Genomic DNA, 21,251 nt, shown 5'->3' with positions numbered 1-21,251 from the left:
TTTTGCTATACTAGACGTATACGACCGTAGAGAGGAAGTGCACCATGGCTAAACGTCCTTTGACCCCACGAGAAAGCGAGCTGATCGCGACGGCCTTGTTCGTGATCGGGACCGTCCCGTACAACGGTCACATCGACCGTCTCGAATCGCTCACGTTACGCGACATCGCGGACGACTATTTATCAGGGAAGCGTACGGTCGCCGATGCGATTGACGCACTCGACCAATACATTTACGTCCGGCGCCACCGGTTCAAGAACGTGACGCCCCACAACCTATGGACGCTCGACGACCGGACCGAACAGGAGGCACTCCGTTATATCGTCCGCCGGCCCGAGCTGAAAAAAGGGCAGACGCTGAACAAGAAGAATCAGCCGTATCAAGTCGGGCAAGACGTCGAGTTCAAAGTCGACAAGCACGTCGACCGCGGGCAGTTCCGGATTTATATCGGCAAACAGAACGGGTTCACGTTCAAGGCCCAGTCGAAAGACAAAGAAAAACTAAAAGCGGCGAGCGGGTGGATCACCCATATGGACTTGAAAGACCGGCTCGTCTTCGTCAACTTGACCGATTTCGGCCGCCAAGCGATCGATCCGGCGTTGCGCGAATCGCTTGAATCGATGAGCGCTTCGCTCATCGGTTGGTTCGCCACGGCGACACTGCCGACCGAGGACGAGGCGAAAGCGGCGAAACAACTGATTGCCACGTTGCAGCGCCGGGACAAGCCGTACTGGTTCACGTTGACGACCGCGATGAACCATCCGAAGCCAGAGCACGTGAAGCGTTGGGGCGCTTTCATCAATTTGCTCGTCAAGGCGAGCACCGGGGACAAGACCGCGATTGAGACACTTGAGACGCAAGAAGACAAATACTTCAAGGACGCCTTCTTGCGAGCGATGCGCGCACTTCACGGTAACTTGGGCACGACTTGACAACGAATGAGACGGTAACGGCGTTGGCCGCTGCCGTTTTTTGTACGGATAGAAAGGACGAGACCAATGCAGATTATGATTGTTGAAGACGATGAACATATCCTCCGTCTAGTCGACGAGACCCTTCGCCGCGCCGGGCACGGGACGATGCTCGTCACGGACCCGTTTATGGCCGAAGCAGCGTTCATGGCCGACCCGCCGGACGCGGCCGTCATCGATATCCTGTTACCGGGTATGGATGGACGGGAACTGTGCCGCCGGATGAAGGCGACGCTCGACATCCCTGTCATCTTATTGACCGCGCTCGGTGAATGGGACGACAAACGGATTGGGTTCGAACACGGCGCCGACGACTATATGACGAAACCGTTCATTCCGGATGAACTGTTGTTCCGTCTACAGGCGATCTCGAAACGATACGAACGGACGGCCGCGAGCTCGATTCACGCCGGCCCGCTCTCGCTCGACTTACGCCACTATCGGGTCGAGCTGTCCGGCGAGACGATCCATCTGCCGAAACGTGAGTTCGAGCTGCTCTATCAGCTCGCCGCCTTCCCGAGCCGCGTGTTCAGCCGGGAAGAGCTGATCGAACACGTCTGGGGGCTCGATTTCGACGGCGACGACCGGACCGTGGACGTCCACATCAAACGGCTGCGGACCCGTTTACGAAGTGACGTCGTCTCGATTCGGACCGTGCGCGGGGTCGGTTATACGTTCGAGGTGATCGAATGAGGACCCTTTATACGCGTATCGTCTTGACCGTGTTTATGATTTTACTTCTCTCCGGCGCGATCGCCCTGCTCATCAGTAACGTCGCGTACTATACATGGTGGCAACCGACCTATAGTGAGAAGACGAGCGAGGCGGCGAGCACCGCCGTCGGCTACTTCTCGAATCATACAGACCAGGACGAGTCCGCCCTCTATACGTTCCTTGCCCGCACCGGGTATCAGCTCCACGTCGTCAAAGCCGACGGTCGGGTCATGCGGTACGGTGGCTCGTTCCGCGACGAGTCAATCGATGAGCGGACCGTCACCTCGGTACGGGAAGGAACCGTCTATGAAGGGATGCGCGACTACCCGTTCCATTTGTTTTTGCTCGGACTGTTCGACAATGAAGTCGTCAATACGTACGGGTTTCCACTAGAGGGCCCGGACGGTGTCGACGCCGTCTTTATACGGCCGGACCTATCGGCTCAAATCCGAGAGTTGCATCTATTCGTCGGGTTGTTCTTCGCCCTCTTGACCGGACTCGCATTTCTCTTGATCGCCGTCGCGACACGTTCGATCGTCAAGCCCGTCAAATCGTTGACCGACGCGACGGCATCGGTCGCCTCTAGAAAGACACCGCGCGACTTGCCGCTCGAGCGTTCCGACGAGATTGGCGTCCTCGCTCGCCGGTTTGACGAGATGGCCCGGACGATTGAGACGTCCGAACAAGCAAGACGACGTTTCGTCTCCAACGTCTCGCACGAGTTCCAGTCCCCGCTCACGTCGTTAACCGGCTACGCCTCGACGCTCGTCGAGTTGACCGACGAGAAGGCCCGACCGTACGCTGAAATCATCCGTGACGAAACGACGCGGCTGTCGTCGTTGACAAGACAACTGCTCCTGCTCGCCAGGCTCGACGAGGCCGACATCTCGCTCGAGCAAGATGTTCTGCTCACCACGTCAATCGAAGACGTGATTCGCGGGCTCTCGTTCCAACTCGACCAAAAAGGGATCGCCGTCGTCACCGACCTCGACGACATGACGGTGAAAGGTGACCCCATCTTGCTGGCGCAAGTGTGGATGAACTTGCTTCAAAACGCGATTCACGCCTCGCGCGAAGGCGGGACCATCCGAATCAAGTTGAAACGAGACGAACGTGTCACAATCATCGTCTCAGACGATGGGCACGGGATGGATGATGTGACGCGGGCACACCTGTTCGAACGTTTCTTCCAAGGTGACGCGTCACGTGGGACGGCCGGGACCGGGCTCGGACTCTCGATCGTCCACGACATCGTCAGCTTGCACGGCGGCACGATTCAAGTCGAGTCCACGCCCGGATCGGGGACGACGTTCACGATTCAACTGTGACGTGTTCATGTTCCGTTCATATTCGTTCGGTATGCTTCCTTCATCGACATGAAGGAGGCTTTTTATAATGACACTCGGACTAAAAGAAATGTGGCGAAAACGTGGTCAGTACGGACTCATCCTCCTGATCACACTCGCAATCGTCTTGTTGACGACACTAATCACCGGGCTCGCGGACGGGCTCGCCTATGACAACGGGGCAAGCGTGCGCGAACTCGACATTGACACGTTCCAACTGACAGACGACGCGGACGGACAGTTGACGCGTTCATTCATCGAAGAGACGCCAATCGACGCGGTGACCCCGCTCGCCGTGAAACCGCTCACGTTCGTGAACGGAACGAAGCAAGATGCGACGTTGTTCGCCTTGCCGACAGACTCGACCATCGGGCCGACACTCGATCTTTCTGTCGGAGAAGTGCTCGTCGACCCTAGCTTTTTACAGACGTATGCGGTCGGCGATACGGTCGAGGACTTCGTCAGTGGGTACCGTTTCACGATTATCGGTGTGACAGACGGACGATTCAGCCACGGCCCCGTCGTCTGGACGACGATGGAGACGTGGGACGCGTATCAACAGACCGCGGGCGGGCCGACTTACGTCTCGGCTTGGCTCGGAGACGAGGTCACATCGCTCACTCGTCATTCGAAACAAGATATCATCGAATCTGTGCCCGGTTATTCCGCCGAGCAAGGGACGTTCGATATGATGCGTGCGTTCCTCCTCATCATCGGGGCGTTCATCCTGACCGCATTCTTTTATATGGTGACGTTACAGAAACTACCGCAACTTGGCATCTTGAAAGCGATCGGGATTCGGTCACGGACGATCGGTGCGGCGCTTGTCTGGCAAGTGCTCGTCACGGTCGTAGCAGCGAGTACCATCGCGATGTTTGTGACCTTGCTTATGACGCGTGTCGTACCCGAAGCGGTCCCGTTCCAGTTCGAATGGTCGAACGTGGCATTTTATAGCACCCTCTTCCTCATCATCTCGTTACTCGGTACGGTGTTACCGTTACAGACACTTCGTCGGCTCGATGCTGCCGACGCGTTAGGAGGTCGCATCAAATGAAGTTAACCAACATTCATCACGCCTATGTGCAACCGATTTTAACCGGTGTCGACTTGACCGTCTCACCGGGTGAGTGCATCGGGATTATCGGGCCGAGCGGCAGCGGCAAGAGTACGTTGCTGCAAATCCTCGGCTTGTTGAAGCGTCCAGATGCGGGCAGTCTGTCGTTCGACACGGTCGACGTCTTCTCGCTCGACGAGGAAACCCGGCGGAAGTTGCGGTTGAACGAGATCGGATTCGTGTTTCAGGACGCGCAACTCGTCCCGTATTTGACGGTACGAGAGCAGCTTGAACTCGTCCAAGCCGAAAGCGAGACCGAAGGCGACGCGATGGCCCTCCTGATGGACCTCGGGTTAGGCCATCGCTCAAACGAGTTACCGAACCGGCTATCCGGAGGGGAGCGGCAACGGGTCGCCGTCGCCCGTGCCCTCATCAACGACCCGAAACTCATCTTGGCCGACGAACCGACGGCGAGCCTCGACTACCCGAACGGCCGTCTCGTCATGGAACGCCTGGCCGACGCAGCTCATGAACGCAACAAACGGGTCATCGTCATCACGCACGACGAACGGATGCTCGACGTGTGCGACCGCGTCCTCCGCTTGCGTGACGGACAGTTGAATCCAGTTTAAAAAGGGAGTGGCAACATCGCCACTCCCTTTCGTCATGTACCGACCCGGAGCTGGGCCGCTTCTCGAACCATCTCCAGATGAAACGCCAACCAGGCACAGAGCGTCACGTGCACAGTCATCCCTTTCGACGAGTCGAGCTCGATGTGACGAACCGTGAGCAGCCGTTCTTCGATGTGGTTCGAAACGAGATACACGTCCGTGAGGGCGAGAAGCGCACGCACCGTCTCGTCCGGTCCCACGCCCGAAGCGGTGACGAGCGACCGGACCGATAGTTGCATGTCGCGCCCTGCCCCGTCCAAATATCGGTCCATCAAGGCATCGAGTACGGGTGACAGCTGATTCGTCCCATGTTCGCCGCGCTGGATGATCGAGATGCCCTCCTCCGTCACATAGTCGATGTCCCCTTCCACACACGCTTGAATCAGCCGATACATCCCCTCACGCGTCACACTGAGCCCTCCTTTTCTTCTACCGGCTAAGCATAATCCCCATCCGTGCAGCGTGCAATGAACGTCTTTTACCGGAACGGTCGCGGAATCGTCACGTTTGTGCCCGGAGACGCAACTCGTACGTGAACGAAACGTCACGTTTCGGGTACAATGATGGAGAAAGGAGCGATGTTCATGCAAGCTAAATGGAAATACGGGCTCGCGACACTGTTCACCGGCTACTATGCCATCAGTTATTACGCCTTCAAACGGATGACGCGAGGGAAACGGAAGACACCGGAGATGCTGCTCGCCCCGTACACGACCGAAGATCAATCGTTCTATCACGACGTGCCGTTCGAACACGTCTCGCTCCAATCTCGGGACGGCTATCGCCTTTACGGCCGGGTTTACCGGAATGGCGAGGCAAAAAAATGGATCGTCTTCGTCCACGGCTACACGGCTTCGCACAGTTTCATGGCACCGCACTTGGCCATGTTCCACCGGCTCGGGTATAACCTGCTCGCCGTCGACTTGCGATCACACGGGGAGTCCGAGGGCGTCTACGCCTCGTACGGGTATCACGAGAAACACGATATCGTCGACTGGGTCGATTGGCTCCGGACCCATGAGACGGTCGATGAGGTCGGCCTTCACGGCGTATCGATGGGTGCGGCGACCATCTTACAGGCGGGACCGCTCACGGATGTCGATTTCTTGATTGCCGAGTGTCCGTTCGATGACATGCGCCAACTGATGCGTCATCAATTGAACAACCTACATCGGCTGCCAGGCGACTTATTGCTCCCCGGAATCAACTATTTCCTTTGGAGCCGAGCCGGGTTTTTGATGCACCAAGTCAGTCCGAAGCGTTCGCTCGCCGAGACGAGCGCCCCGGTGTTGTTCGTCCACGGGACGCGCGACGATTTCGTCCCGACGTGGATGTCCATCGAAATGAACGCCCTCAACCGGCGCAACGAGCTCGCGCTTATCCACGATGCCGAGCATACGAACTGCATCTTAAAAGACCGAGACGCCTACGAGGCCGCCGTCACGAATTTTTTGGCTCGGCGACGTGAATCGGGCCAGCAATCAGATCCAGTAACACATGCAAGACCATGACCGGCCAAAGTAAACCTGTCGCGAGGAACAAGTAGCCGAACACGAAGCCGACGGCGCCGGTCACGATGACACCACGGACGCCTTGATACGCATGGGCGAGACCGAACAAGGCGCCGCTCGCTAAGGCGAGCGATCCGTCCGAGAGGTCGACATAGAGCGCGAGCGTATAAATCAAGACGCCGCGGAAGATAAACTCTTCCGTGATCCCGGCCGTGACCGAGACGGCTTTCCAAGCCTGTGCCTCTTCCTTTGTCCGTGGCAACAACACTTTTTCAATCTCAAGCTCATAGTGCGGACGAAGCCGTGCCCGAAGCCGCGCCGACGTCAAGACGGACAAATAGAAGACGAAGAGGCCGCCCATGAGGACACAGCTAAAGACGAAATAGTTCCACGCCCGTGCATCGGTCACGTCGGGCATGAAGGCAAGGCCAACCGCATCACCCGGCACGTTGAACAAGAACACGAGTGCGACGAGCAACAGCGTCAAGCCCCATGCGGACTTGATCGCCTCCTCGTAGACGCGTCCCCGACCGAGCGACGTGATCATCGATTTCATCAATCGGGCGTTGAACAGCTGAATGATCAATAAGTAGGCGAGAATGACGGTAAAGACGATTCGTTCGAGCATCGATATCCACTCCTGTCCTTCCTGTTAGCTATATGCTACACTATTCGGGTATTGTCTAGAAAGCTAGGAGGCGGTATCTTGAAACGATTGATGCTGCGACTGACCAGTATCATGCTTGTGACAGTGTTGTTCCTCGTCGCAATCGGCTGGTTCGGTCAAGATGACAAAGTGAACAACGCCCTTTACCGCGCCTACTATGGAGATCACGGTGTCCCGTCGGATCATGTCTCGGTCTATGAAGACGCCGCGGACACGTATGACGTCGATTGGCGCCTACTCGCCGCCGTCCATCGCGTCGAGACGATTTTTTCACACAGTGCCTCGATGCGGTCATCGGTCGGTGCGATCGGTCCGTTCCAGTTCATGCCCCGGACTTGGCTCGGTTGGCAATATGACACGGACGATCAAAAAGGCGACGTCCCTGAGGACGAGGTCGACTTGACGGATTTGACGTTGATTGAGCAATACGGCGGGCTCGGCCGTGACGGAAACAATGACGGACAAGCCGACCCACACAGCTTAATCGATTCGGCCCATGCGGCCGCGTATTACTTGAGTGAACACGGCGGCCGATCGACCGATTCGACCGAATCGATCCGTTCGGCCATCTTCGAGTATAATCGCAGCGAACAGTACGTAGACAACGTCATGTCCTACTATGAACAGTATCAAGACGAAGTCACACTCCTTCCCGGTGACGCGAAGTCGACGAAGCAGCAAGTCGCACGCTACGCAATTCGTTACTTGGAATGGTTCGCGAGTCTGACGTGACCGTTGATCTTTAGTTGAAGTGAGGAAACGATATGAATACACAAATCGAGGAAGTGACGATTCGAGTCAAGTCGGTCTTCAATGACGACAAGACGAAACGCTATATGCGCTCCTATGAGTTCACCGATGTCGTCGATGGCGTGATTTGCGCCGTCATCATCTATTCCCCTCGAATGAGTGACGCGTTCTTGTCTGGGACGACGACGCAACGGGCTTACATGCTCATGCGCAACCATCTCGACAAACCGATTCGGGAAGTGCGCGTCATCAGTCTCGTCCCGACGCTCGCCATAAACGACAATCTGCCTTACGTCGAGTCTCAACTCGACGAGACGAACTTCCATTACGTCGAGGAGACGCTCGACGAGGTCGAACAGAGCATGGGCATGGTCATCGTCGGCTGGGGATCGCCCGGTCGGCTCATGCATCACGCGACCGCGTATAAGACGCTCTTCGCCGACCACGAGGCGAACATGTTCTGTATCGGGACGACCGCCAAAGGTGAACCGCAACAGATTCGAATGGCTAACGAGAACACCGTGCTCGAGCCGTTCAACAACGAATCAATCAAACCGAAGTTCCGTATCGTCAAAGAAACGAAACAGGACGACTCCGAGTGAGTCGTCCTGTTTTTTTAACGGATCCCCACCCACATACTCACAACGAACAAGAGGACTAAACATGCGGCCAAGACGAAATCGTTCCGCGTGACGGGGACGACCTCGTACGTGCTGCGGCGTTCCCCCGTGAACCCGCGCGCCTCCATCGAGAAGGCGATCCGTTCGGCTTGGCGGATCGAACCGGCCAGGAGCGGAATCAATAGCTTCGGGACATGTCGGACGTGGTCGAGTCGCGTCTCGAGCCGGACGCCCCGGAGCGCGTGCGTCTCATAGAGCTGGATCAGTTCGCTCTTTAAAATCGGAAAGAACCGAAATCCGACGAAGACGCTATAGGCGATCTTCGGTGATAGCTTGCCTTGTTGCATCAAGCTGTAGACGAAACGCTTCGGGTCCGTCGTCAGCGTAAACAACAGTGAGAGTGCCGTGAACGCCAAGACGCGCAAGGCGAGCGTCACGGCAAGGCGCACGTTCTCTTCCGTCACGTCGTTGCCGAACAGCGTGAACACGACCGCCCCACCCGCCTCTCTTCCGAAGACGAGCGTCGTCCAGAGTGTCCCGATCGCGGTCAATAGAAACGGGATCATGAACAGTCCCCACCGCCGCCAGCTCACGTCGGCGAACAGTGTTTGCAGGAGGAGCGTGCCGGTAAAGACGAGCAGCGGGGTCCATGGGTTGTACATGAAGGCGAGACCGAACATGAGGCACGTCACGGTCAAAAACTTGAGCGTCGGGTTCATCTCATGAAACGTCATCCCATCCCCTCCATCCATAACCCATGAGCCTGAAGGAGTTCCGGCTGCTCCCAAAGCGATGCGTCATACGGACCGTTCAACTTCCCGTCGTGCATCAAATAATACGTATTCGCAGCCCGGGCGAAGTTGAGGTCGTGCGTCACGAACAGCACGGCCTGACCGTCACGTGCCCGTTCTTCCATCAAGTCATAAAGCGCACCGAGCGACGCCTCGTCTTGTCCGGCGGTCGGTTCATCGAACGCGATGAGTCGTTTCCCAGAGAGCAACATCACGCCAATCGCGAGTCGGCGCTTTTGTCCGTGACTGAGCGAGAGCGGATGGGCGTCATGTAATCGCTCGAGACCGAGCCGCGTCAACACGTCTTCAATCGGGTGATCGTGTCCGTACGCGAGCTCGTGCGCCACCTCGCTCGTGACGAACAGGTGTGCCGGCGATTGCGGGACGAGCCCGACGTCGCGATGGTTCCGGGCGAGACTCCTGAGCCATGTCGATTTGCCGCTCCCGTTACGACCGAGGATGGCGACGACCTCTCCCTCGGCGACGGTCAAGTCACTCGCTGCGAGTTCGAATTCTTTTCGTTTTAAATTCGGTATGTGAAATAAGTTGTGTTCCCCTTTTTCGCTCGTAATCGGTGCGAACGTATAGTCGGGGCGCATCTCGAACGGTCCATCGTAGACGATTCGCCCCTCCATAAGTTCGACTTGCCGGTCGAAGAAATCGCCCCACACGTACGGGCGATGTTCGATGACGACGACGTTGACGCTACGGGCGACGCCGTCGAGCCAACGGACGAACCGAGCCGCGGTCTCCGGGTCGAGATGGGCGAGCGGTTCATCAAGGAGGAGCCATTCCGGACGGCCAATCAGTGCACAGGCGACGGCGATTTGCTGCTTCTCGCCACCAGACAAGTCATGGATGTGGCGATGTCGATAATTGTCGAGCCGCAACGTCCGTAACATCATCTCGACGCGCCCCATCATCTCCTCGCGGGGGACGTGAAAGTTTTCGAGCGTAAAGATCAGCTCTTCCTCGACCGTCTGCATGACGAACTGACTGTCGGGGTCTTGGAACACGGTGCCGACCCGACGATTCACCTCGCCGGCCGCGTACGTGTCATACGGCCGGTCGAACAAGTCGAGCCTTCCGGTCACGATGCCGTCACAGTTGTCCGGATAGAGCCGGTTCATCATGGCGAACAGTGTCGATTTCCCCGACCCGCTCGCCCCGCTGATGAGCGTCCGTCCATCCCGGAGCGTGAGCGTGACGTCTGCCAACACGTCTTTCGACTTGCCAGGATAACGAAACGTCAACTGCTCCGCCTCAACCATGGACGCGTCCTTGCCTTGCGAGTGCATAACCTTCGAGCGCCCCCGTCCTGAGCAACAAGTCACTCAAGATTTTGCCACCGAGACCTGCGATGAGCATGCCGCTCGTCGCGCGCAGGGCGAACATCGTCGCCACGTACGTCGGGCTGAGCGCTGCGAGGCCTCCCATGACGTATGTATATGCGAAACTCGTCACGGCCGCACCGAACCCGGCGAGCATGAGCACCCACAGGTCGTATCGTTTGTAGCCGGTCACGGCGAATGCCGCCTCGGCCCCGAGCCCTTGAATGATCCCGACGAGAATGATGCGTGGCCCGATGGCGTTCCCGATCATCATCTCAATCGTCGCCGCGAGCACTTCAGACAAAAAGGCCGCACCGGGCTTTCGGATGATATACGCCGCGATAATCGAGACGATGAACCAAATCCCGAAAATCCATTCATAGGCGATCGGTCCAATCAGGCCGGCCCACAAGTTGCCGATGTGGACGAATGCCAAATAGACGACGGCGAAGACGACCGATAAAATTGACAATAAGACGATCTCTTTTAACTTCCACGATTTAAGCATCGTGTCGTCCCTCATGTGACGGACTGTTCACACTGAACGTCACCGTCATGACGACGTGGCTCATCTTCGCCCGTACCCGGTCGAACGTCGCCTCATAAAACGAGAACACCGGCTCGATGTCGCCGTGGATGCCGGAGGCGTAATGCATCGACTCGTTGAACACGCCCCGCGCTTTCGCGAAATCGATCTCTTCATAGATGATGTCCATATAATTCAGGTCCCCGAGCGGATAAAGTGCGAACTGGGAGGAGACGTATTGGGTCGCGACCTTACCGTTCGCCGGCTCGCTCGTCACGTCGAGCAAGTTGTCCCCCATCGTGTCACCCGGGCAACCGACCGAGAACGTCCCGCTCATCGAGACGTGCGTCCCTGTCTTCGTCGCATGCGACAAGACGGCTTTGGCCACATCGAACACATGCTCACTGCGTCCCCGGATGACCGTCGAGACGTCGTCGGTGTGACGCCAGACGTTCTGTAAGTCCGTCTCGTTCAATGCCCCTTTGATGACGCTGACGAAATCGGACGTCATCGGGCTCAGTGTAAAGCGGAACCCGACGATCGGGCTCGTTCCACATTGGTTGTTCATGTTGTATTCCCCCTTTTTCTATATGCACAAAAAAGCCGCATCCATGAGAATGCGGCCACTCGTCCAATAAAATCCATCAGAAAAAGTGCCACACTTCCTCACGCCGGTATTACCCGGATCGAGTCATAAGGGATTGGAGCCATGCTCACATCTCAGCCGAAGCACCCCTAGTGTAGTCCAATGTATGCGGTTTGGTCATGCAAGGAACAGTATAGACGACCGTTCTCGATTTGTAAACGGTTTATGAGAAAGTGACGACACCGTTCCCTGGGAGCGTGTCTTTGAGCGTCGCCCAGTCGAGCGCCATCTCGGCATCTGTCAACAAGCAGGCGTCGAGCGCTGATTCGACGGTCGCGCGGTCCATCCGTTGCCCGATCAAGACGAGCTCGGTCTGGCGGTCGCCGTACGGTTCGATGTAGTCGTCGGCGAGCTCCGGTTCTGCCGCGAACATCAAGCGCCGCTCCTCTTCCGGGAGCGTCGCGAGCCAGCGTCCGGCATGCTCGAGCGTCGAGGCGTATCCGGCCTGGGAGAACAAGCAGGCGATGTCGTTGCGCGAGGCGATCCAAAGGAACCCTTTCGCCCGGACGACTTCCTCTGGGAACTGCTCAATCCACGCGTGGAGCCGCTCCGGGTGGAACGGGCGACGCCGACGATAGACGAACGAGCTGATGCCGTATTTCTCGGTCTCCGGCGTGTGTTCTTCCGCCTCAAGCTCTTGGATCCAGCCGGCCGAATGCATCGCCTGCTCGAAATCGAACAGGTTGACGTCTAGCAGTTCCGTCAAATCGACGTTCGAATGGACCGACGTCAACAGTTTTGCTGACGGGTTGAGCGTCTTCAATAAACCTGCCATCTCGTTCAGCTCGGTCTCGGATACCCGGTCTGCCTTGTTCAGGACGATGATATCGGCGAACTCGACCTGGTCGACGAGCAGGTCGACGACTTCGCGGACGTCCGTCTCATCGATCGCCTGTTTCCGCTCATGGAGCGACTCGCCGGAATTGAAATCTTTCAAGAACCGGTAAGCGTCGACGACGGTCACCATCGCATCGATGTAGACACGGCTCGTCAAATCGATACCGAGCGCATCATCGGCGTACGTGAACGTCTGCGCGACGGGAATCGGTTCCGAGATGCCGGACGACTCGATGATGATCCCATCGAGCTCACGGTCGTTCGTGAGCTCTTGGACCGCCTCGAGGAGGTCTTCACGGAGCGTGCAACAGATGCAACCGTTCGACAGCTCGACTAGCTTCTCATCGGTCCGCGAAAATCCACTTTGTTCGATTAAACGCTCATCGATATTCAATTCGCTCATATCATTGACGATGACGGCATACTTCTTGCCGGTGCGATTGTTTAAAATATGGTTCATTAACGTCGTCTTGCCGCTCCCAAGATAGCCTGACAACACGGTGATTGGAATTCGTTTCATCATTAACAGCCCCCAAATAGTAATCATTACTTTTTAGATAATGAACGGGATTGACCATCTTGTCAACAAAAAAACACGCTCGCAAGGAGCGTGTTTCAGGCATGGCTATTCTTCGAGTGCTTTCCGTTCCGCCTCTGAGCGTGGATAAGCGTTCGCCTGCCACTCGGCCCGATAAATCGAATCGAGCTGCGTCAAGCCGACCTCATCCTCATCTTTGTCCGCGTCGACGCTCGGCGTCTCGTCCCATTTCGGTTCGAGGTAAGAATGATCGTTCGTCTCGCGGTCGTCGAGGTACTTCTTCACCCCGACTCGCGCCACCGCCGCGAGCGCGAGACCGATTCCTACGCGAACGAGCATGCGTTTCACCATGATTCTCCCTCCTTAACGTCCGAAACGATAAAGTGGCATCCCTTTCACTTCCGTATCGATTTTAAACACCGACCCGGCATCCGGATACGTTTCGAGCGCCTCGTCATCCATCCCTTCACGCGCGGTCGTGATGGCGAGTTGCTTCAAGTCGTCCCCGATGAAACAGCATGACGTCACGTTCGGCGCCGGCACCATGACTTCGAGCACTTTCTCGCCCGTCTCGGGGTTCCAGCGCGAGACGCGACCGCCGGCGAAGTGGGCGATCCATAAATGACCCTCTTCGTCCGAGGTCATGCCGTCAGGGAAGCCGTCCTCATCCTTAAATTCGACGACGACCTCCCCTTCCCCAAACGTACCGGACGACAAGTCGTATGGATAACGTCGAACCGTCTCGGTCGGCGTGTCGATGTGATAAAACCATTTGTGGTCCGGTGACCACGTCAAACCGTTTGATAAGGTCAGACCTGTGAGCATCTCTTCGGTCGTGCCGTCGCGGTCCAACCGATAGAGTGTGGCCTCATTCTCCTCGTCTTCCAAATGGAGCGTTCCCGCAAAGATTCGTCCATACGGGTCGGCCTTGCCGTCGTTGAATCGAAGCACGCCGTCCGCATCATCGAGTTCGACGAGCTTGTCGAGTTGTTTTGAGGACTCGTCCCATTCATAGATACCGTCCTTCAATCCGACGATGACACCGTCCGTCACTTTCGGAACGGCGAAGCCGATCTGTTGGCCCATATCGGCTGAAGAGAGCTCATCTTCTTTCTCATCGTACCACCAGAGCGTGTGCCCTTCTATGTCGACCCAGTAGAATCGCTTCAACTCAGCGTCCCAACACGGCCCTTCCCCAAGCGTATTTCTGACTCGAATCCAACATGTCGCGTTCACGTTCTCCATAAAATAGCCTCCACTCTCTCCTGTGATGTCAAAAGACTATTCCCTAGACCGGACGTCTCTAGTCCTATTTCTGAAAATTGTTTATCCTGTCCTGCGTCCGGACGTCAACAAAAAAACTCCCGCTGAGGTTAGCGGGAGAATCGACTTATTTGGCACCTTCCACGTTCATATGCTTGCTGCGGAGCTGTCCGCAGGCCGCATCGATGTCGGTCCCATGTTCGAGACGGACACCCGTGTTGACGCCACGTTTCTTCAAAATGTCGTAAAACGCCATGATGTCCTCCGACGTACTGCGCTCATATTGGATATGCTCGTTGACCGGGTTGTATGGAATCAAGTTGACGTACGACTTGTCTTTGATGTCCGCGATCAAGTCGGCGAGCTCTTCGGCATGTTCCGGCAAGTCGTTCACTTTCGAGAGAAGAATGTACTCGAACGTGATTCGCTTGTTCGTCTTCTCGACATAATAGCGGATGGCCGGCATGAGCTTGTCGAGCGGGAACGCCCGGTTGATCTTCATGATCTGTGTCCGGAGCGCGTCGTTCGGCGCGTGAAGCGATAGCGCCAAGTTGATGCGCAAATCGAGGTCGGCGAACTTGTAAATCTTATCGGCGAGCCCACTCGTCGAGACGTTGATTTTCCGCGGCGCGATGGCGAGACCGCGCTCGTCTTTGACGACACGAAGGAAATCGACTAAGTGATCGAAGTTGTCGAACGGCTCCCCGATTCCCATGACGACGATATGACTGACGCGGCCTCCTTCCCCGACTTCGTCCAAGTAATGTTGCACGGTCATGATCTGCTCGACGACTTCGCCTGCCGTCAAATCACGTGTCTTCTTCAACAGACCGCTCGCACAGAAGCTGCACCCGATATTGCACCCGACTTGTGTCGTGACACAGACCGAACGACCATATTTGTGACGCATGAGCACCGTCTCGATATAGTGGCCGTCGTGGAGTTTAAGTAAGAATTTGACCGTCCCGTCGCCCGCCTCTTGTTTGACGAACAACTCTTGTGTCGAGATGACGTAACGCTCCGCGAGCGCTGTTTTCACTTCCTCACGCACGTTGATGGCATCCATCGACTTGACCCGGTCGATGTAGAGCGAGTCCCAAATCTGTCTCGCATGGTAGGCGCTGTATCCAAAATCGACACAGACGTCCGTCAGCTGATCAAACGTCAGCCCGTATATAGATGGTTTCATTGCAATCTGTCCTTTCTTCAATCCGCATAATTCCCATTGTAGCGGACCGCGTCGAAGGGTGCAACGTTCTTACAACGGCGGAAGCGGCCGCGTGACATGACGTTCGAACGCGTAGGCGATGCGAATCAAATCGCGCTCCGCGTAACTCGTCCCCGTGAACGACAACCCGAACGGAGCGCCGCTCTGTTTGACGGCATACGGAATCGTAATCGTCGGATGCCCGGCTTTCGCGGCCATGTCATAATTGTGGTCATGCGGTAAGACGAGCGCATGGAGCGCCCGCTCGGCCAACAGTCGGTCGATGCCGTCCGTCTTGGCGTGACGGACGTCGTCGAGGCGACGTGTCAGATAGGTGGCCTCAATCAAGCGGCCCGATTGTTCGTCCGCTTTCTCGAACGTCTTCTGTCCGTGCGGAATCGTCTCCGGATGACTGCTGTTCCAGTTAATCAAATCCGAAAGCGTCTTATACGAGAGCGTCGTCGAGGCTAGATACGCCTCGATTCCGAGCTTAAACTCATGATACAGGATATCGCCTTGGTCGAGCGATGTTGTCGACGGCAGTTCGACAGTGACGACCTCGATGCCGCTCTGTTTCAGCAAGGCGATCGCCTCATCATAGAGCGCCTGTTCTTCTTCCGACAGATCAATCTTGACGATCCCGACGCGCATCCCGACCGCTTGGCGTTCATCGAGACACGTCCGATACGGCGGACCGGCCGGAAGGTGCGTCGTCGCCGGGTCAGCCGGGTCTTCCCCGACCATCGCCTCAAGGGCAAGCACCGCATCCCGGAGCGTTCGTGCCATCGGGCCGGCCGTGTCCTGCGACCGAGAGATCGGAATGATGCCGCTCCGGCTAATCAAACCGACGGTCGGCTTGATGCCGACGATGCCGTTATGGACGCTCGGATGGATAATCGAGCCGCTCGTCTCGCTGCCGACGGCGAGAAGCGTCATGTTCGCCGCGACCGCGGACGCCGAACCTGAACTCGACCCGCCGACATCGAGCTTGTCCCCATATGGATTGAGCGTCTGGCCCCCGACCCCGCTCCAACCGTTCGGCATCCCCTCGGTCAAAAAGTTGGCCCACTCGGACAAGTTCGCTTTCCCGAGGATGATGGCCCCGCTCGCGCGTAAACTTTGAACGAGGTGGGCGTCTCGGCCGGCGAAGTGATGCGCGAGGGCGACGGCCCCAGCCGTCGTCTTCATCTGACCGGCCGTCTCGACGTTGTCTTTAATCAGTACCGGAATGCCGAGCAGCGGCAAGCGATCACCACGTCGGAACGCCCGGTCGGCCGCCTCGGCCTCGAACAGAGCGTCCGGGTTCACTTGAATGACCGCTCTCAGCTTGTCGTTCAATGCGGCGATTCGGGTCAAATAATAGGCCGTCACGTTACGCGCGGTGAACGTTCCTTCCTTATATCCGAGATGGGCGGTCTCGATATCGAGTTCGAAAAATGGGTTTGGTTCAGTCATGTTGATTCCTCCTTTGCTCACTCGTTCGTATTCGCTATTTCCACTTGATTTCCTGTTTTCGTTCGCCAACGAATGTGTAACTTGGTAAACTGAAAGAAAAGGGAGGTTACTATGAACCGTTCGTACGTACTCGTCTTGTTGTCCGTCTTTGTCTTGTTCTTCTTACAGCTCTATGCCGGGGAGGCCCCGTATACGCTACCGCTCTCCATCGTCCTCGTCGTCTTGATTGTCGGGGCCACGTTGCTGCAACTTCGGCGAAAACCTAATCGTTGACGACACTTTCGGACAGATGGTATGATGCTTTCACCAACTACATATCGATATCTTGAGTGAACGAGAGACCTGGCTCTATGACTTCACAGCAACCTGCTTCGGCAAGGTGCTACTTCCAGCAAGGCGTTTGCCTTGGACGATATGACAGAACGCTCATGTCGATGACATGGGCGTTTTTATTTGGACAATACGTGTACAGGGGGAGTTTTTTATGGAAAAAGCAACATTCGCGGGCGGCTGTTTTTGGTGCATGGTCACCCCGTTCGAGGAACAGCCCGGAATCGAATCAATCGTATCCGGCTATACGGGCGGACACGTCGACGATCCGACGTATGAACAAGTGAAGACCGGCACGACCGGGCATTACGAGGTCGTCGAGATCACGTTCGACCCGTCGCTGTTCGCTTATGAACGTTTGCTCGAACTCTATTGGATTCAGACCGACCCGACTGATGACGGCGGCCAGTTCCAAGACCGCGGCAGCCAATACGCGCCGGCCATTTTCTATCATTCGGAGGAACAACGCGTGAAAGCAGAGCAGAGTCGCGACGAACTCGCCGCGAGCGGACGATTTAAGGATCCGATCGTCACAAAGATTTTACCGGCCGACACGTTCTATCCGGCCGAAGAGTATCATCAGGATTTCCACAAAAAAAATCCGGACCACTATAAAGCAGACCGGAAGAAATCTGGACGAGACGCGTTCATCGACGTGGCTTGGCAATCATAAAAGACGGGCAATCGCCCGTCTTTTAACTTTTCGCAATCCCGAGCATGAAGCCGGCGACGACGATGAGCCCGATGCCCATAAAGACGAAGACGCGCTCTTTCGACGTCTTCTCTTCTTTCAATAGATAAATCCCGCCGAGCGTCGCGACGACGACGTTCAGTTGCGACAAGGCGAACGACGTGGCGACCCCGACCTCTCCACTCGAGACGAAGAGACCGAAGTTCCCGATCCCCCAGGCGATCCCGGCCAAGATGTTCTTGAACGTCTTCGGATCGAACCGTTTCACGTCCTTCTCACGAAGACTGAAGAGAAGCGCCGCGATGAACATCCCGACCGATTGCGGGACGATCGCCGTGATGCCGTCGACTTCAAAGTAGTTCGTCAATACGGCGTACGTCACATACCCGAGACTCGAGACGAGGAGGACGAGGAGACCTTTCTTCAACGCCCCGGCGCTATCCGAGTCTTTCTTCTGTTGATACGACGTCATCGTCGCCCCGATGATAATCAAGACGAGCGCTGAAAATCCGAGCCAGAGCTCGGTCGACGTCTCCCAGTCCCCGAGCACAATGACCCCGAAGAGCGACGTTCCGACGAGCTGCATCCCGGTACTGATCGGCATCGCTTTCGAGACGCTCAAGATTTGGAACGATTGGAACTGAAGATACTGTCCGAGCGCCCAAAAGATTCCGGAGATGAATCCGGTGACGACGGCAAGGGTCGTGAACTCCGGATTGAAGACGAGAAAGATGACGAACGCCATGACCATCGCACCCATCGTCGTCCCGATTAACTGCTGAATCGGCTTCCCGCCGACTTTCGATACGATGAGCGGGATACTCCCCCACATGAGTGCCGGAAGCAATGCCAATAAAATCATGCCCATATGATTCACCTGCTTTCGTAATATAACATCATCGTTGATTTTCCCATTGCGTCAACGGTTTAAACTTTTGAATCTTTTTTGAAAAAGGGCATTGCCAAACGTTTTACTAGGATGATATAATAATTTTCGAACGGGGCATTAGCTCAGCTGGGAGAGCGCCACGCTGGCAGCGTGGAGGTCAGCGGTTCGAGCCCGCTATGCTCCATTACTAGGTCACTTCACTTTCGTGAAGTGACTTTTTTTGTCGTCCCGGCGCGGTTTAAGCGATACGGTATCGGGTAATGATTTAAAGATACATTATTCTGCTAAGGGGGACTTATCATGGACCGGGAATCAATTGAAGAGACGATTTCAGCGATTATCGACTGCATGCGGACGAGCAATCATTGTTTTTCAAAAAGTTTACAAGAAGAAGACGTATTGATGGTGAAAGAATGCATTCGCTTGACGCGCGAATGCGCCGACGTCTGCGCCCTCGCCTTGAACGCACTCGAGACCGATTCGGCGTTCGCGAAACCAATCGGTGCCCTCTGTGCGCAAGTGTGTGACACGTGCGCCGTCGAATGTGGTCGCCATCAGATGGACCACTGCCAACAATGCGCCGAGGCATGCCTCCGCTGTGCCGAAGCATGCCGCAATTTAGCAGCCGCTTAATCACTTTTCAGTCTAACGTTATGTTAGACTTTTTTTGTGGATTCAATTCGTAAGAAGAAAGGAACGATTATGTCACATTCTATTTTAGCCATCGACGTCGAGACCGCCAACCGTGACAGCCGAAGCATCTGTTCGGTCGGCTGGAGCTTGCTTTACGCCGGCGAGGTCGTCGAGACGAACCAGCTTCTCGTCAACCCGGAAGAAGACTTCGACCAAGGGAATATCCGTGTCCATGGCATTCGGCCGAGCGATGTCTGGGATGCCCCGACACTGCCCGAGGTGCTCGAACTGCTCTATCCGACGCTCCAAAAGGTCGATCTCGTCATGGCCCACAACGCCTCGTTCGATATGGGCGCTTTGAAAAAAGCGATCGCCAAATATGACCTATATACATTCCCGAGCATCGAGTATGGCTGTACGGTCAAGTTGTCCCGTAAGTTGTACCCCCAGCTCCCGAACCATAAGCTGAACACGATGGCCGAGTATTTGAACGAGCCGTTCCTGCATCATAACGCTGCCGAGGACGCACGGGTTTGTGCGCTCCTCATGCGCGACATGATGATGAAGACCGGCATCGCCGACCCGCGCGAGCTTCATCGCTATACGTCCGTTAAAATCGGAAAGCTCGCCTACTGATAAAGGCCCGACAACTGTCGGGCCTTTATCGTTTGAAAATCCAGCGTTTTTGTACATAGTAACTGGCGATAAACAAGAAGCTGTCGACGACGACTTTCAAGATGACCTCGCCGTCTCGAATGACGAAGAAGAGCGCATAGACGAGGGCAGCGGAGACCGCCATCTGTGCCCCGACGAGGCCAAAATACTTGACCATCGCCCGTCTCGCTTTCGATTTGAAGACGACTTTCCGGTTGACGAAATAGTTGAATAAGGACGAGACGACTCGACCGACGACGGTCGCGACGATGACGTGCGCCGTATCGAACCAAGGATTCAATAGGAAAATCAATAGCGCGTACACGCCGATGTCCATTAAAAACGATGCAACAGATGATAACGAATAAGCGAGAAACATACGATAAATCAAGATTGAGTCGATGACCGGACGAAAATGCGACGAGGCGTTCTCGTCCACATAGACGGTCTGAATCGGTGTCTGATGAATCGGGACGTGCATCCGCTTCGTGAACGTCAACATGTTCATCTCGAACTCGTAACGGTTGCCAGGGACGTCGAGCAACTGTCTCGCATAGCGGACCGGGATGGCCCGAAGGCCGGTCTGGGTGTCTTTCAAACGAAGTCCGCTCCCAATCGTCATGACGAGGCGTGTCACTTGATTACCGAACCGGCTTCGAAACGGAATCGCTTCCCCTGAAAAATCGCGACACCCCATAATCAGATGATGCGGCCAGAGGACGCCTTCGCTGTAGACGTGGTGGACGTCGGACGGTAAATGCTGGCCGTCGGCATCGACCGTGATGGCGCCTAACGTCTCTGGGTAGCGGTCGACGATGTACCGTATGCCGGTCTTCAAGGCCGCACCTTTTCCTGCGTTCTTTTCATGCTCAAGAAGCCGAGATACGTGCGGCTCAATGGCCTCAAACACAGGTAGGCACGTTTCCGCACTCCCGTCATTGACGACGACGATGTGGAGGAAACCTTCCTGTTTCAACGCATGCACCAATTCAACTAGTGCCTGATCGGGATTATAAGCGGGAATCAAGAGGACGTATTCACTCAACCGCTCAACGGAATGCATTTGCATCGTCACCCCTCCTTCCCTCCTACTATACCCACGTAAATGCCCGGTCACGCCTCAATGAAAAAAAACACGGCCGCAAGAGCGACCGTG

25 protein-coding genes, 1 tRNA gene and 2 riboswitches are annotated in these 21,251 nt (G+C 56.0%); of the genes, 13 read left to right on the top strand and 13 right to left on the bottom strand.

The window, feature by feature from the left end:
- Positions 1–44 precede the first annotated feature (44 nt).
- The 5 genes from KB235_RS08765 to KB235_RS08745 all read left to right on the top strand — a co-directional run bounded on the left by KB235_RS08765 (position 45) and on the right by KB235_RS08745 (position 4,717).
- Positions 45–932 (top strand): hypothetical protein, encoded by an 888-nt coding sequence (locus KB235_RS08765; protein ID WP_034814930.1) that lies wholly within the window; start codon positions 45–47, stop codon positions 930–932.
- Positions 933–998: 66 nt separating this feature from the next.
- Entirely contained in the window at positions 999–1,664 is a 666-nt protein-coding gene (locus tag KB235_RS08760) for a response regulator transcription factor (protein ID WP_211779406.1), read from the top strand.
- Positions 1,661–3,013, top strand: coding sequence for a sensor histidine kinase (locus KB235_RS08755; RefSeq protein ID WP_211779405.1), 1,353 nt, complete (start codon positions 1,661–1,663; stop codon positions 3,011–3,013). Before KB235_RS08760 ends, KB235_RS08755 begins: the two co-directional genes overlap by 4 nt.
- A 67-nt stretch (positions 3,014–3,080) precedes the next feature.
- A complete protein-coding gene (locus KB235_RS08750) occupies positions 3,081–4,085 on the top strand; it encodes an ABC transporter permease (RefSeq protein ID WP_211779404.1) in 1,005 nt (334 codons plus the stop codon).
- Positions 4,082–4,717, top strand: coding sequence for an ABC transporter ATP-binding protein (locus KB235_RS08745; protein ID WP_211779403.1), 636 nt, complete (start codon positions 4,082–4,084; stop codon positions 4,715–4,717). The genes KB235_RS08750 and KB235_RS08745 overlap by 4 nt, the downstream gene beginning before the upstream one ends.
- Positions 4,718–4,749: 32 nt before the next feature.
- On the opposite strand, the gene KB235_RS08740 is transcribed toward KB235_RS08745, so the two are convergent.
- Positions 4,750–5,166 carry a hypothetical protein gene (locus KB235_RS08740; RefSeq protein WP_211779402.1) on the bottom strand — a complete coding sequence of 139 codons (417 nt, stop codon included), beginning with the start codon at positions 5,164–5,166 and terminating at the stop codon, positions 4,750–4,752.
- A gap of 174 nt (positions 5,167–5,340) precedes the next feature.
- Here KB235_RS08740 and KB235_RS08735 point away from each other — a divergent pair, with 174 nt between their 5' ends.
- Positions 5,341–6,267 carry an alpha/beta hydrolase gene (locus KB235_RS08735; protein ID WP_034814972.1) on the top strand — a complete coding sequence of 309 codons (927 nt, stop codon included), beginning with the start codon at positions 5,341–5,343 and terminating at the stop codon, positions 6,265–6,267.
- Here KB235_RS08735 and KB235_RS08730 read toward each other — a convergent pair.
- Entirely contained in the window at positions 6,197–6,895 is a 699-nt protein-coding gene (locus tag KB235_RS08730; RefSeq protein ID WP_211779401.1) for a CPBP family intramembrane glutamic endopeptidase, read from the bottom strand. The genes KB235_RS08735 and KB235_RS08730 overlap by 71 nt on opposite strands.
- A 78-nt stretch (positions 6,896–6,973) precedes the next feature.
- Here KB235_RS08730 and KB235_RS08725 point away from each other — a divergent pair, with 78 nt between their 5' ends.
- Both KB235_RS08725 and KB235_RS08720 read left to right on the top strand, forming a co-directional pair.
- The gene (locus KB235_RS08725; protein ID WP_245175450.1) at positions 6,974–7,666 is read left to right on the top strand and encodes a lytic transglycosylase domain-containing protein; all 693 of its coding nucleotides are present in this window, start codon (positions 6,974–6,976) and stop codon (positions 7,664–7,666) included.
- A gap of 32 nt (positions 7,667–7,698) precedes the next feature.
- The gene (locus tag KB235_RS08720) at positions 7,699–8,286 is read left to right on the top strand and encodes a DUF1643 domain-containing protein (protein WP_211779400.1); all 588 of its coding nucleotides are present in this window, start codon (positions 7,699–7,701) and stop codon (positions 8,284–8,286) included.
- 14 nt (positions 8,287–8,300) lie between these two features.
- On the opposite strand, the gene KB235_RS08715 is transcribed toward KB235_RS08720, so the two are convergent.
- The 9 genes from KB235_RS08715 to KB235_RS08675 all read right to left on the bottom strand — a co-directional run bounded on the left by KB235_RS08715 (position 8,301) and on the right by KB235_RS08675 (position 16,898).
- Positions 8,301–9,038: an energy-coupling factor transporter transmembrane component T family protein gene (locus tag KB235_RS08715; RefSeq protein ID WP_211779399.1), complete on the bottom strand. Its 738-nt coding sequence runs from the start codon at positions 9,036–9,038 to the stop codon at positions 8,301–8,303.
- The gene (locus KB235_RS08710; RefSeq protein WP_211779398.1) at positions 9,035–10,366 is read right to left on the bottom strand and encodes an ABC transporter ATP-binding protein; all 1,332 of its coding nucleotides are present in this window, start codon (positions 10,364–10,366) and stop codon (positions 9,035–9,037) included. Before KB235_RS08710 ends, KB235_RS08715 begins: the two co-directional genes overlap by 4 nt.
- Entirely contained in the window at positions 10,359–10,934 is a 576-nt protein-coding gene (locus KB235_RS08705; RefSeq protein WP_211779397.1) for an ECF transporter S component, read from the bottom strand. The genes KB235_RS08710 and KB235_RS08705 overlap by 8 nt, the downstream gene beginning before the upstream one ends.
- On the bottom strand, positions 10,927–11,520 hold the full coding sequence (locus KB235_RS08700) for a YkoF family thiamine/hydroxymethylpyrimidine-binding protein (protein ID WP_211779396.1): 594 nt from the start codon (positions 11,518–11,520) through the stop codon (positions 10,927–10,929). Before KB235_RS08700 ends, KB235_RS08705 begins: the two co-directional genes overlap by 8 nt.
- Positions 11,521–11,598: 78 nt before the next feature.
- Positions 11,599–11,699: riboswitch (TPP riboswitch) on the bottom strand.
- A gap of 62 nt (positions 11,700–11,761) precedes the next feature.
- Positions 11,762–12,955 carry a GTP-binding protein gene (locus KB235_RS08695; RefSeq protein ID WP_211779395.1) on the bottom strand — a complete coding sequence of 398 codons (1,194 nt, stop codon included), beginning with the start codon at positions 12,953–12,955 and terminating at the stop codon, positions 11,762–11,764.
- Between the two features lie 105 nt (positions 12,956–13,060).
- Positions 13,061–13,324: a hypothetical protein gene (locus tag KB235_RS08690; RefSeq protein ID WP_034806555.1), complete on the bottom strand. Its 264-nt coding sequence runs from the start codon at positions 13,322–13,324 to the stop codon at positions 13,061–13,063.
- Between the two features lie 12 nt (positions 13,325–13,336).
- Positions 13,337–14,218, bottom strand: a complete 882-nt coding sequence (locus KB235_RS08685; protein WP_034806553.1) for an SMP-30/gluconolactonase/LRE family protein — start codon at positions 14,216–14,218, stop codon at positions 13,337–13,339.
- Positions 14,219–14,363: 145 nt separating this feature from the next.
- Entirely contained in the window at positions 14,364–15,425 is a 1,062-nt protein-coding gene (gene rlmN / locus KB235_RS08680) for a dual-specificity RNA methyltransferase RlmN (protein ID WP_034814967.1), read from the bottom strand.
- 69 nt (positions 15,426–15,494) lie between these two features.
- On the bottom strand, positions 15,495–16,898 hold the full coding sequence (locus KB235_RS08675) for an amidase family protein (RefSeq protein ID WP_211779394.1): 1,404 nt from the start codon (positions 16,896–16,898) through the stop codon (positions 15,495–15,497).
- Positions 16,899–17,009: 111 nt separating this feature from the next.
- Between KB235_RS08675 and KB235_RS08670 the strand changes: the two genes are divergently transcribed.
- The gene (locus KB235_RS08670) at positions 17,010–17,171 is read left to right on the top strand and encodes a hypothetical protein (RefSeq protein WP_034806550.1); all 162 of its coding nucleotides are present in this window, start codon (positions 17,010–17,012) and stop codon (positions 17,169–17,171) included.
- A gap of 44 nt (positions 17,172–17,215) precedes the next feature.
- A riboswitch (SAM riboswitch) is annotated at positions 17,216–17,316 on the top strand.
- A 66-nt stretch (positions 17,317–17,382) separates the two neighbouring features.
- A complete protein-coding gene (gene msrA / locus KB235_RS08665; RefSeq protein WP_034814910.1) occupies positions 17,383–17,901 on the top strand; it encodes a peptide-methionine (S)-S-oxide reductase MsrA in 519 nt (172 codons plus the stop codon).
- Between the two features lie 22 nt (positions 17,902–17,923).
- Here the strand turns inward: msrA and KB235_RS08660 are convergent, their stop codons facing one another.
- Positions 17,924–18,787: a GRP family sugar transporter gene (locus KB235_RS08660; RefSeq protein WP_034814909.1), complete on the bottom strand. Its 864-nt coding sequence runs from the start codon at positions 18,785–18,787 to the stop codon at positions 17,924–17,926.
- A 132-nt stretch (positions 18,788–18,919) separates the two neighbouring features.
- On the opposite strand from KB235_RS08660, the gene KB235_RS08655 reads away from it, so the two are divergent.
- The 3 genes from KB235_RS08655 (at position 18,920) to KB235_RS08645 (ending at position 20,077) form a co-directional block, all read left to right on the top strand.
- A tRNA-Ala gene (locus tag KB235_RS08655) sits at positions 18,920–18,992 on the top strand.
- 116 nt (positions 18,993–19,108) lie between these two features.
- Entirely contained in the window at positions 19,109–19,441 is a 333-nt protein-coding gene (locus tag KB235_RS08650; protein ID WP_034814908.1) for a four-helix bundle copper-binding protein, read from the top strand.
- Positions 19,442–19,510: 69 nt separating this feature from the next.
- The gene (locus tag KB235_RS08645) at positions 19,511–20,077 is read left to right on the top strand and encodes a 3'-5' exonuclease (protein WP_211779393.1); all 567 of its coding nucleotides are present in this window, start codon (positions 19,511–19,513) and stop codon (positions 20,075–20,077) included.
- A 25-nt stretch (positions 20,078–20,102) separates the two neighbouring features.
- On the opposite strand, the gene KB235_RS08640 is transcribed toward KB235_RS08645, so the two are convergent.
- Positions 20,103–21,164, bottom strand: coding sequence for a bifunctional glycosyltransferase family 2/GtrA family protein (locus KB235_RS08640; RefSeq protein ID WP_211779392.1), 1,062 nt, complete (start codon positions 21,162–21,164; stop codon positions 20,103–20,105).
- Positions 21,165–21,251 lie beyond the last annotated feature (87 nt).

The sequence above is a fragment of the Exiguobacterium alkaliphilum genome (assembly GCF_018138125.1).
Taxonomy (GTDB): domain Bacteria; phylum Bacillota; class Bacilli; order Exiguobacteriales; family Exiguobacteriaceae; genus Exiguobacterium; species Exiguobacterium alkaliphilum.
The sequence above is the reverse complement of the archived record's forward strand: the minus strand, read 5'-3'. Positions and strand labels throughout refer to the sequence as shown.

What these genes read in the sequence shown, in the direction of transcription:
- KB235_RS08710 (WP_211779398.1), bottom strand. Translation starts at nt 10,366, where the DNA reads ATGGTTGAGGCGGAGCAGTTGACGTTTCGTTATCCTGGCAAGTCGAAA.
- KB235_RS08700 (WP_211779396.1), bottom strand. Translation starts at nt 11,520, where the DNA reads ATGAACAACCAATGTGGAACGAGCCCGATCGTCGGGTTCCGCTTTACA.
- KB235_RS08645 (WP_211779393.1), top strand. Translation starts at nt 19,511, where the DNA reads ATGTCACATTCTATTTTAGCCATCGACGTCGAGACCGCCAACCGTGAC.
- KB235_RS08685 (WP_034806553.1), bottom strand. Translation starts at nt 14,218, where the DNA reads ATGGAGAACGTGAACGCGACATGTTGGATTCGAGTCAGAAATACGCTT.
- KB235_RS08720 (WP_211779400.1), top strand. Translation starts at nt 7,699, where the DNA reads ATGAATACACAAATCGAGGAAGTGACGATTCGAGTCAAGTCGGTCTTC.
- KB235_RS08695 (WP_211779395.1), bottom strand. Translation starts at nt 12,955, where the DNA reads ATGAAACGAATTCCAATCACCGTGTTGTCAGGCTATCTTGGGAGCGGC.
- KB235_RS08715 (WP_211779399.1), bottom strand. Translation starts at nt 9,038, where the DNA reads ATGACGTTTCATGAGATGAACCCGACGCTCAAGTTTTTGACCGTGACG.
- KB235_RS08760 (WP_211779406.1), top strand. Translation starts at nt 999, where the DNA reads ATGCAGATTATGATTGTTGAAGACGATGAACATATCCTCCGTCTAGTC.
- KB235_RS08650 (WP_034814908.1), top strand. Translation starts at nt 19,109, where the DNA reads ATGGACCGGGAATCAATTGAAGAGACGATTTCAGCGATTATCGACTGC.
- KB235_RS08745 (WP_211779403.1), top strand. Translation starts at nt 4,082, where the DNA reads ATGAAGTTAACCAACATTCATCACGCCTATGTGCAACCGATTTTAACC.
- KB235_RS08755 (WP_211779405.1), top strand. Translation starts at nt 1,661, where the DNA reads ATGAGGACCCTTTATACGCGTATCGTCTTGACCGTGTTTATGATTTTA.
- KB235_RS08640 (WP_211779392.1), bottom strand. Translation starts at nt 21,164, where the DNA reads ATGCAAATGCATTCCGTTGAGCGGTTGAGTGAATACGTCCTCTTGATT.
- KB235_RS08750 (WP_211779404.1), top strand. Translation starts at nt 3,081, where the DNA reads ATGACACTCGGACTAAAAGAAATGTGGCGAAAACGTGGTCAGTACGGA.
- KB235_RS08670 (WP_034806550.1), top strand. Translation starts at nt 17,010, where the DNA reads ATGAACCGTTCGTACGTACTCGTCTTGTTGTCCGTCTTTGTCTTGTTC.
- KB235_RS08765 (WP_034814930.1), top strand. Translation starts at nt 45, where the DNA reads ATGGCTAAACGTCCTTTGACCCCACGAGAAAGCGAGCTGATCGCGACG.
- KB235_RS08690 (WP_034806555.1), bottom strand. Translation starts at nt 13,324, where the DNA reads ATGGTGAAACGCATGCTCGTTCGCGTAGGAATCGGTCTCGCGCTCGCG.
- msrA (WP_034814910.1), top strand. Translation starts at nt 17,383, where the DNA reads ATGGAAAAAGCAACATTCGCGGGCGGCTGTTTTTGGTGCATGGTCACC.
- rlmN (WP_034814967.1), bottom strand. Translation starts at nt 15,425, where the DNA reads ATGAAACCATCTATATACGGGCTGACGTTTGATCAGCTGACGGACGTC.
- KB235_RS08675 (WP_211779394.1), bottom strand. Translation starts at nt 16,898, where the DNA reads ATGACTGAACCAAACCCATTTTTCGAACTCGATATCGAGACCGCCCAT.
- KB235_RS08735 (WP_034814972.1), top strand. Translation starts at nt 5,341, where the DNA reads ATGCAAGCTAAATGGAAATACGGGCTCGCGACACTGTTCACCGGCTAC.
- KB235_RS08730 (WP_211779401.1), bottom strand. Translation starts at nt 6,895, where the DNA reads ATGCTCGAACGAATCGTCTTTACCGTCATTCTCGCCTACTTATTGATC.
- KB235_RS08660 (WP_034814909.1), bottom strand. Translation starts at nt 18,787, where the DNA reads ATGGGCATGATTTTATTGGCATTGCTTCCGGCACTCATGTGGGGGAGT.
- KB235_RS08705 (WP_211779397.1), bottom strand. Translation starts at nt 10,934, where the DNA reads ATGCTTAAATCGTGGAAGTTAAAAGAGATCGTCTTATTGTCAATTTTA.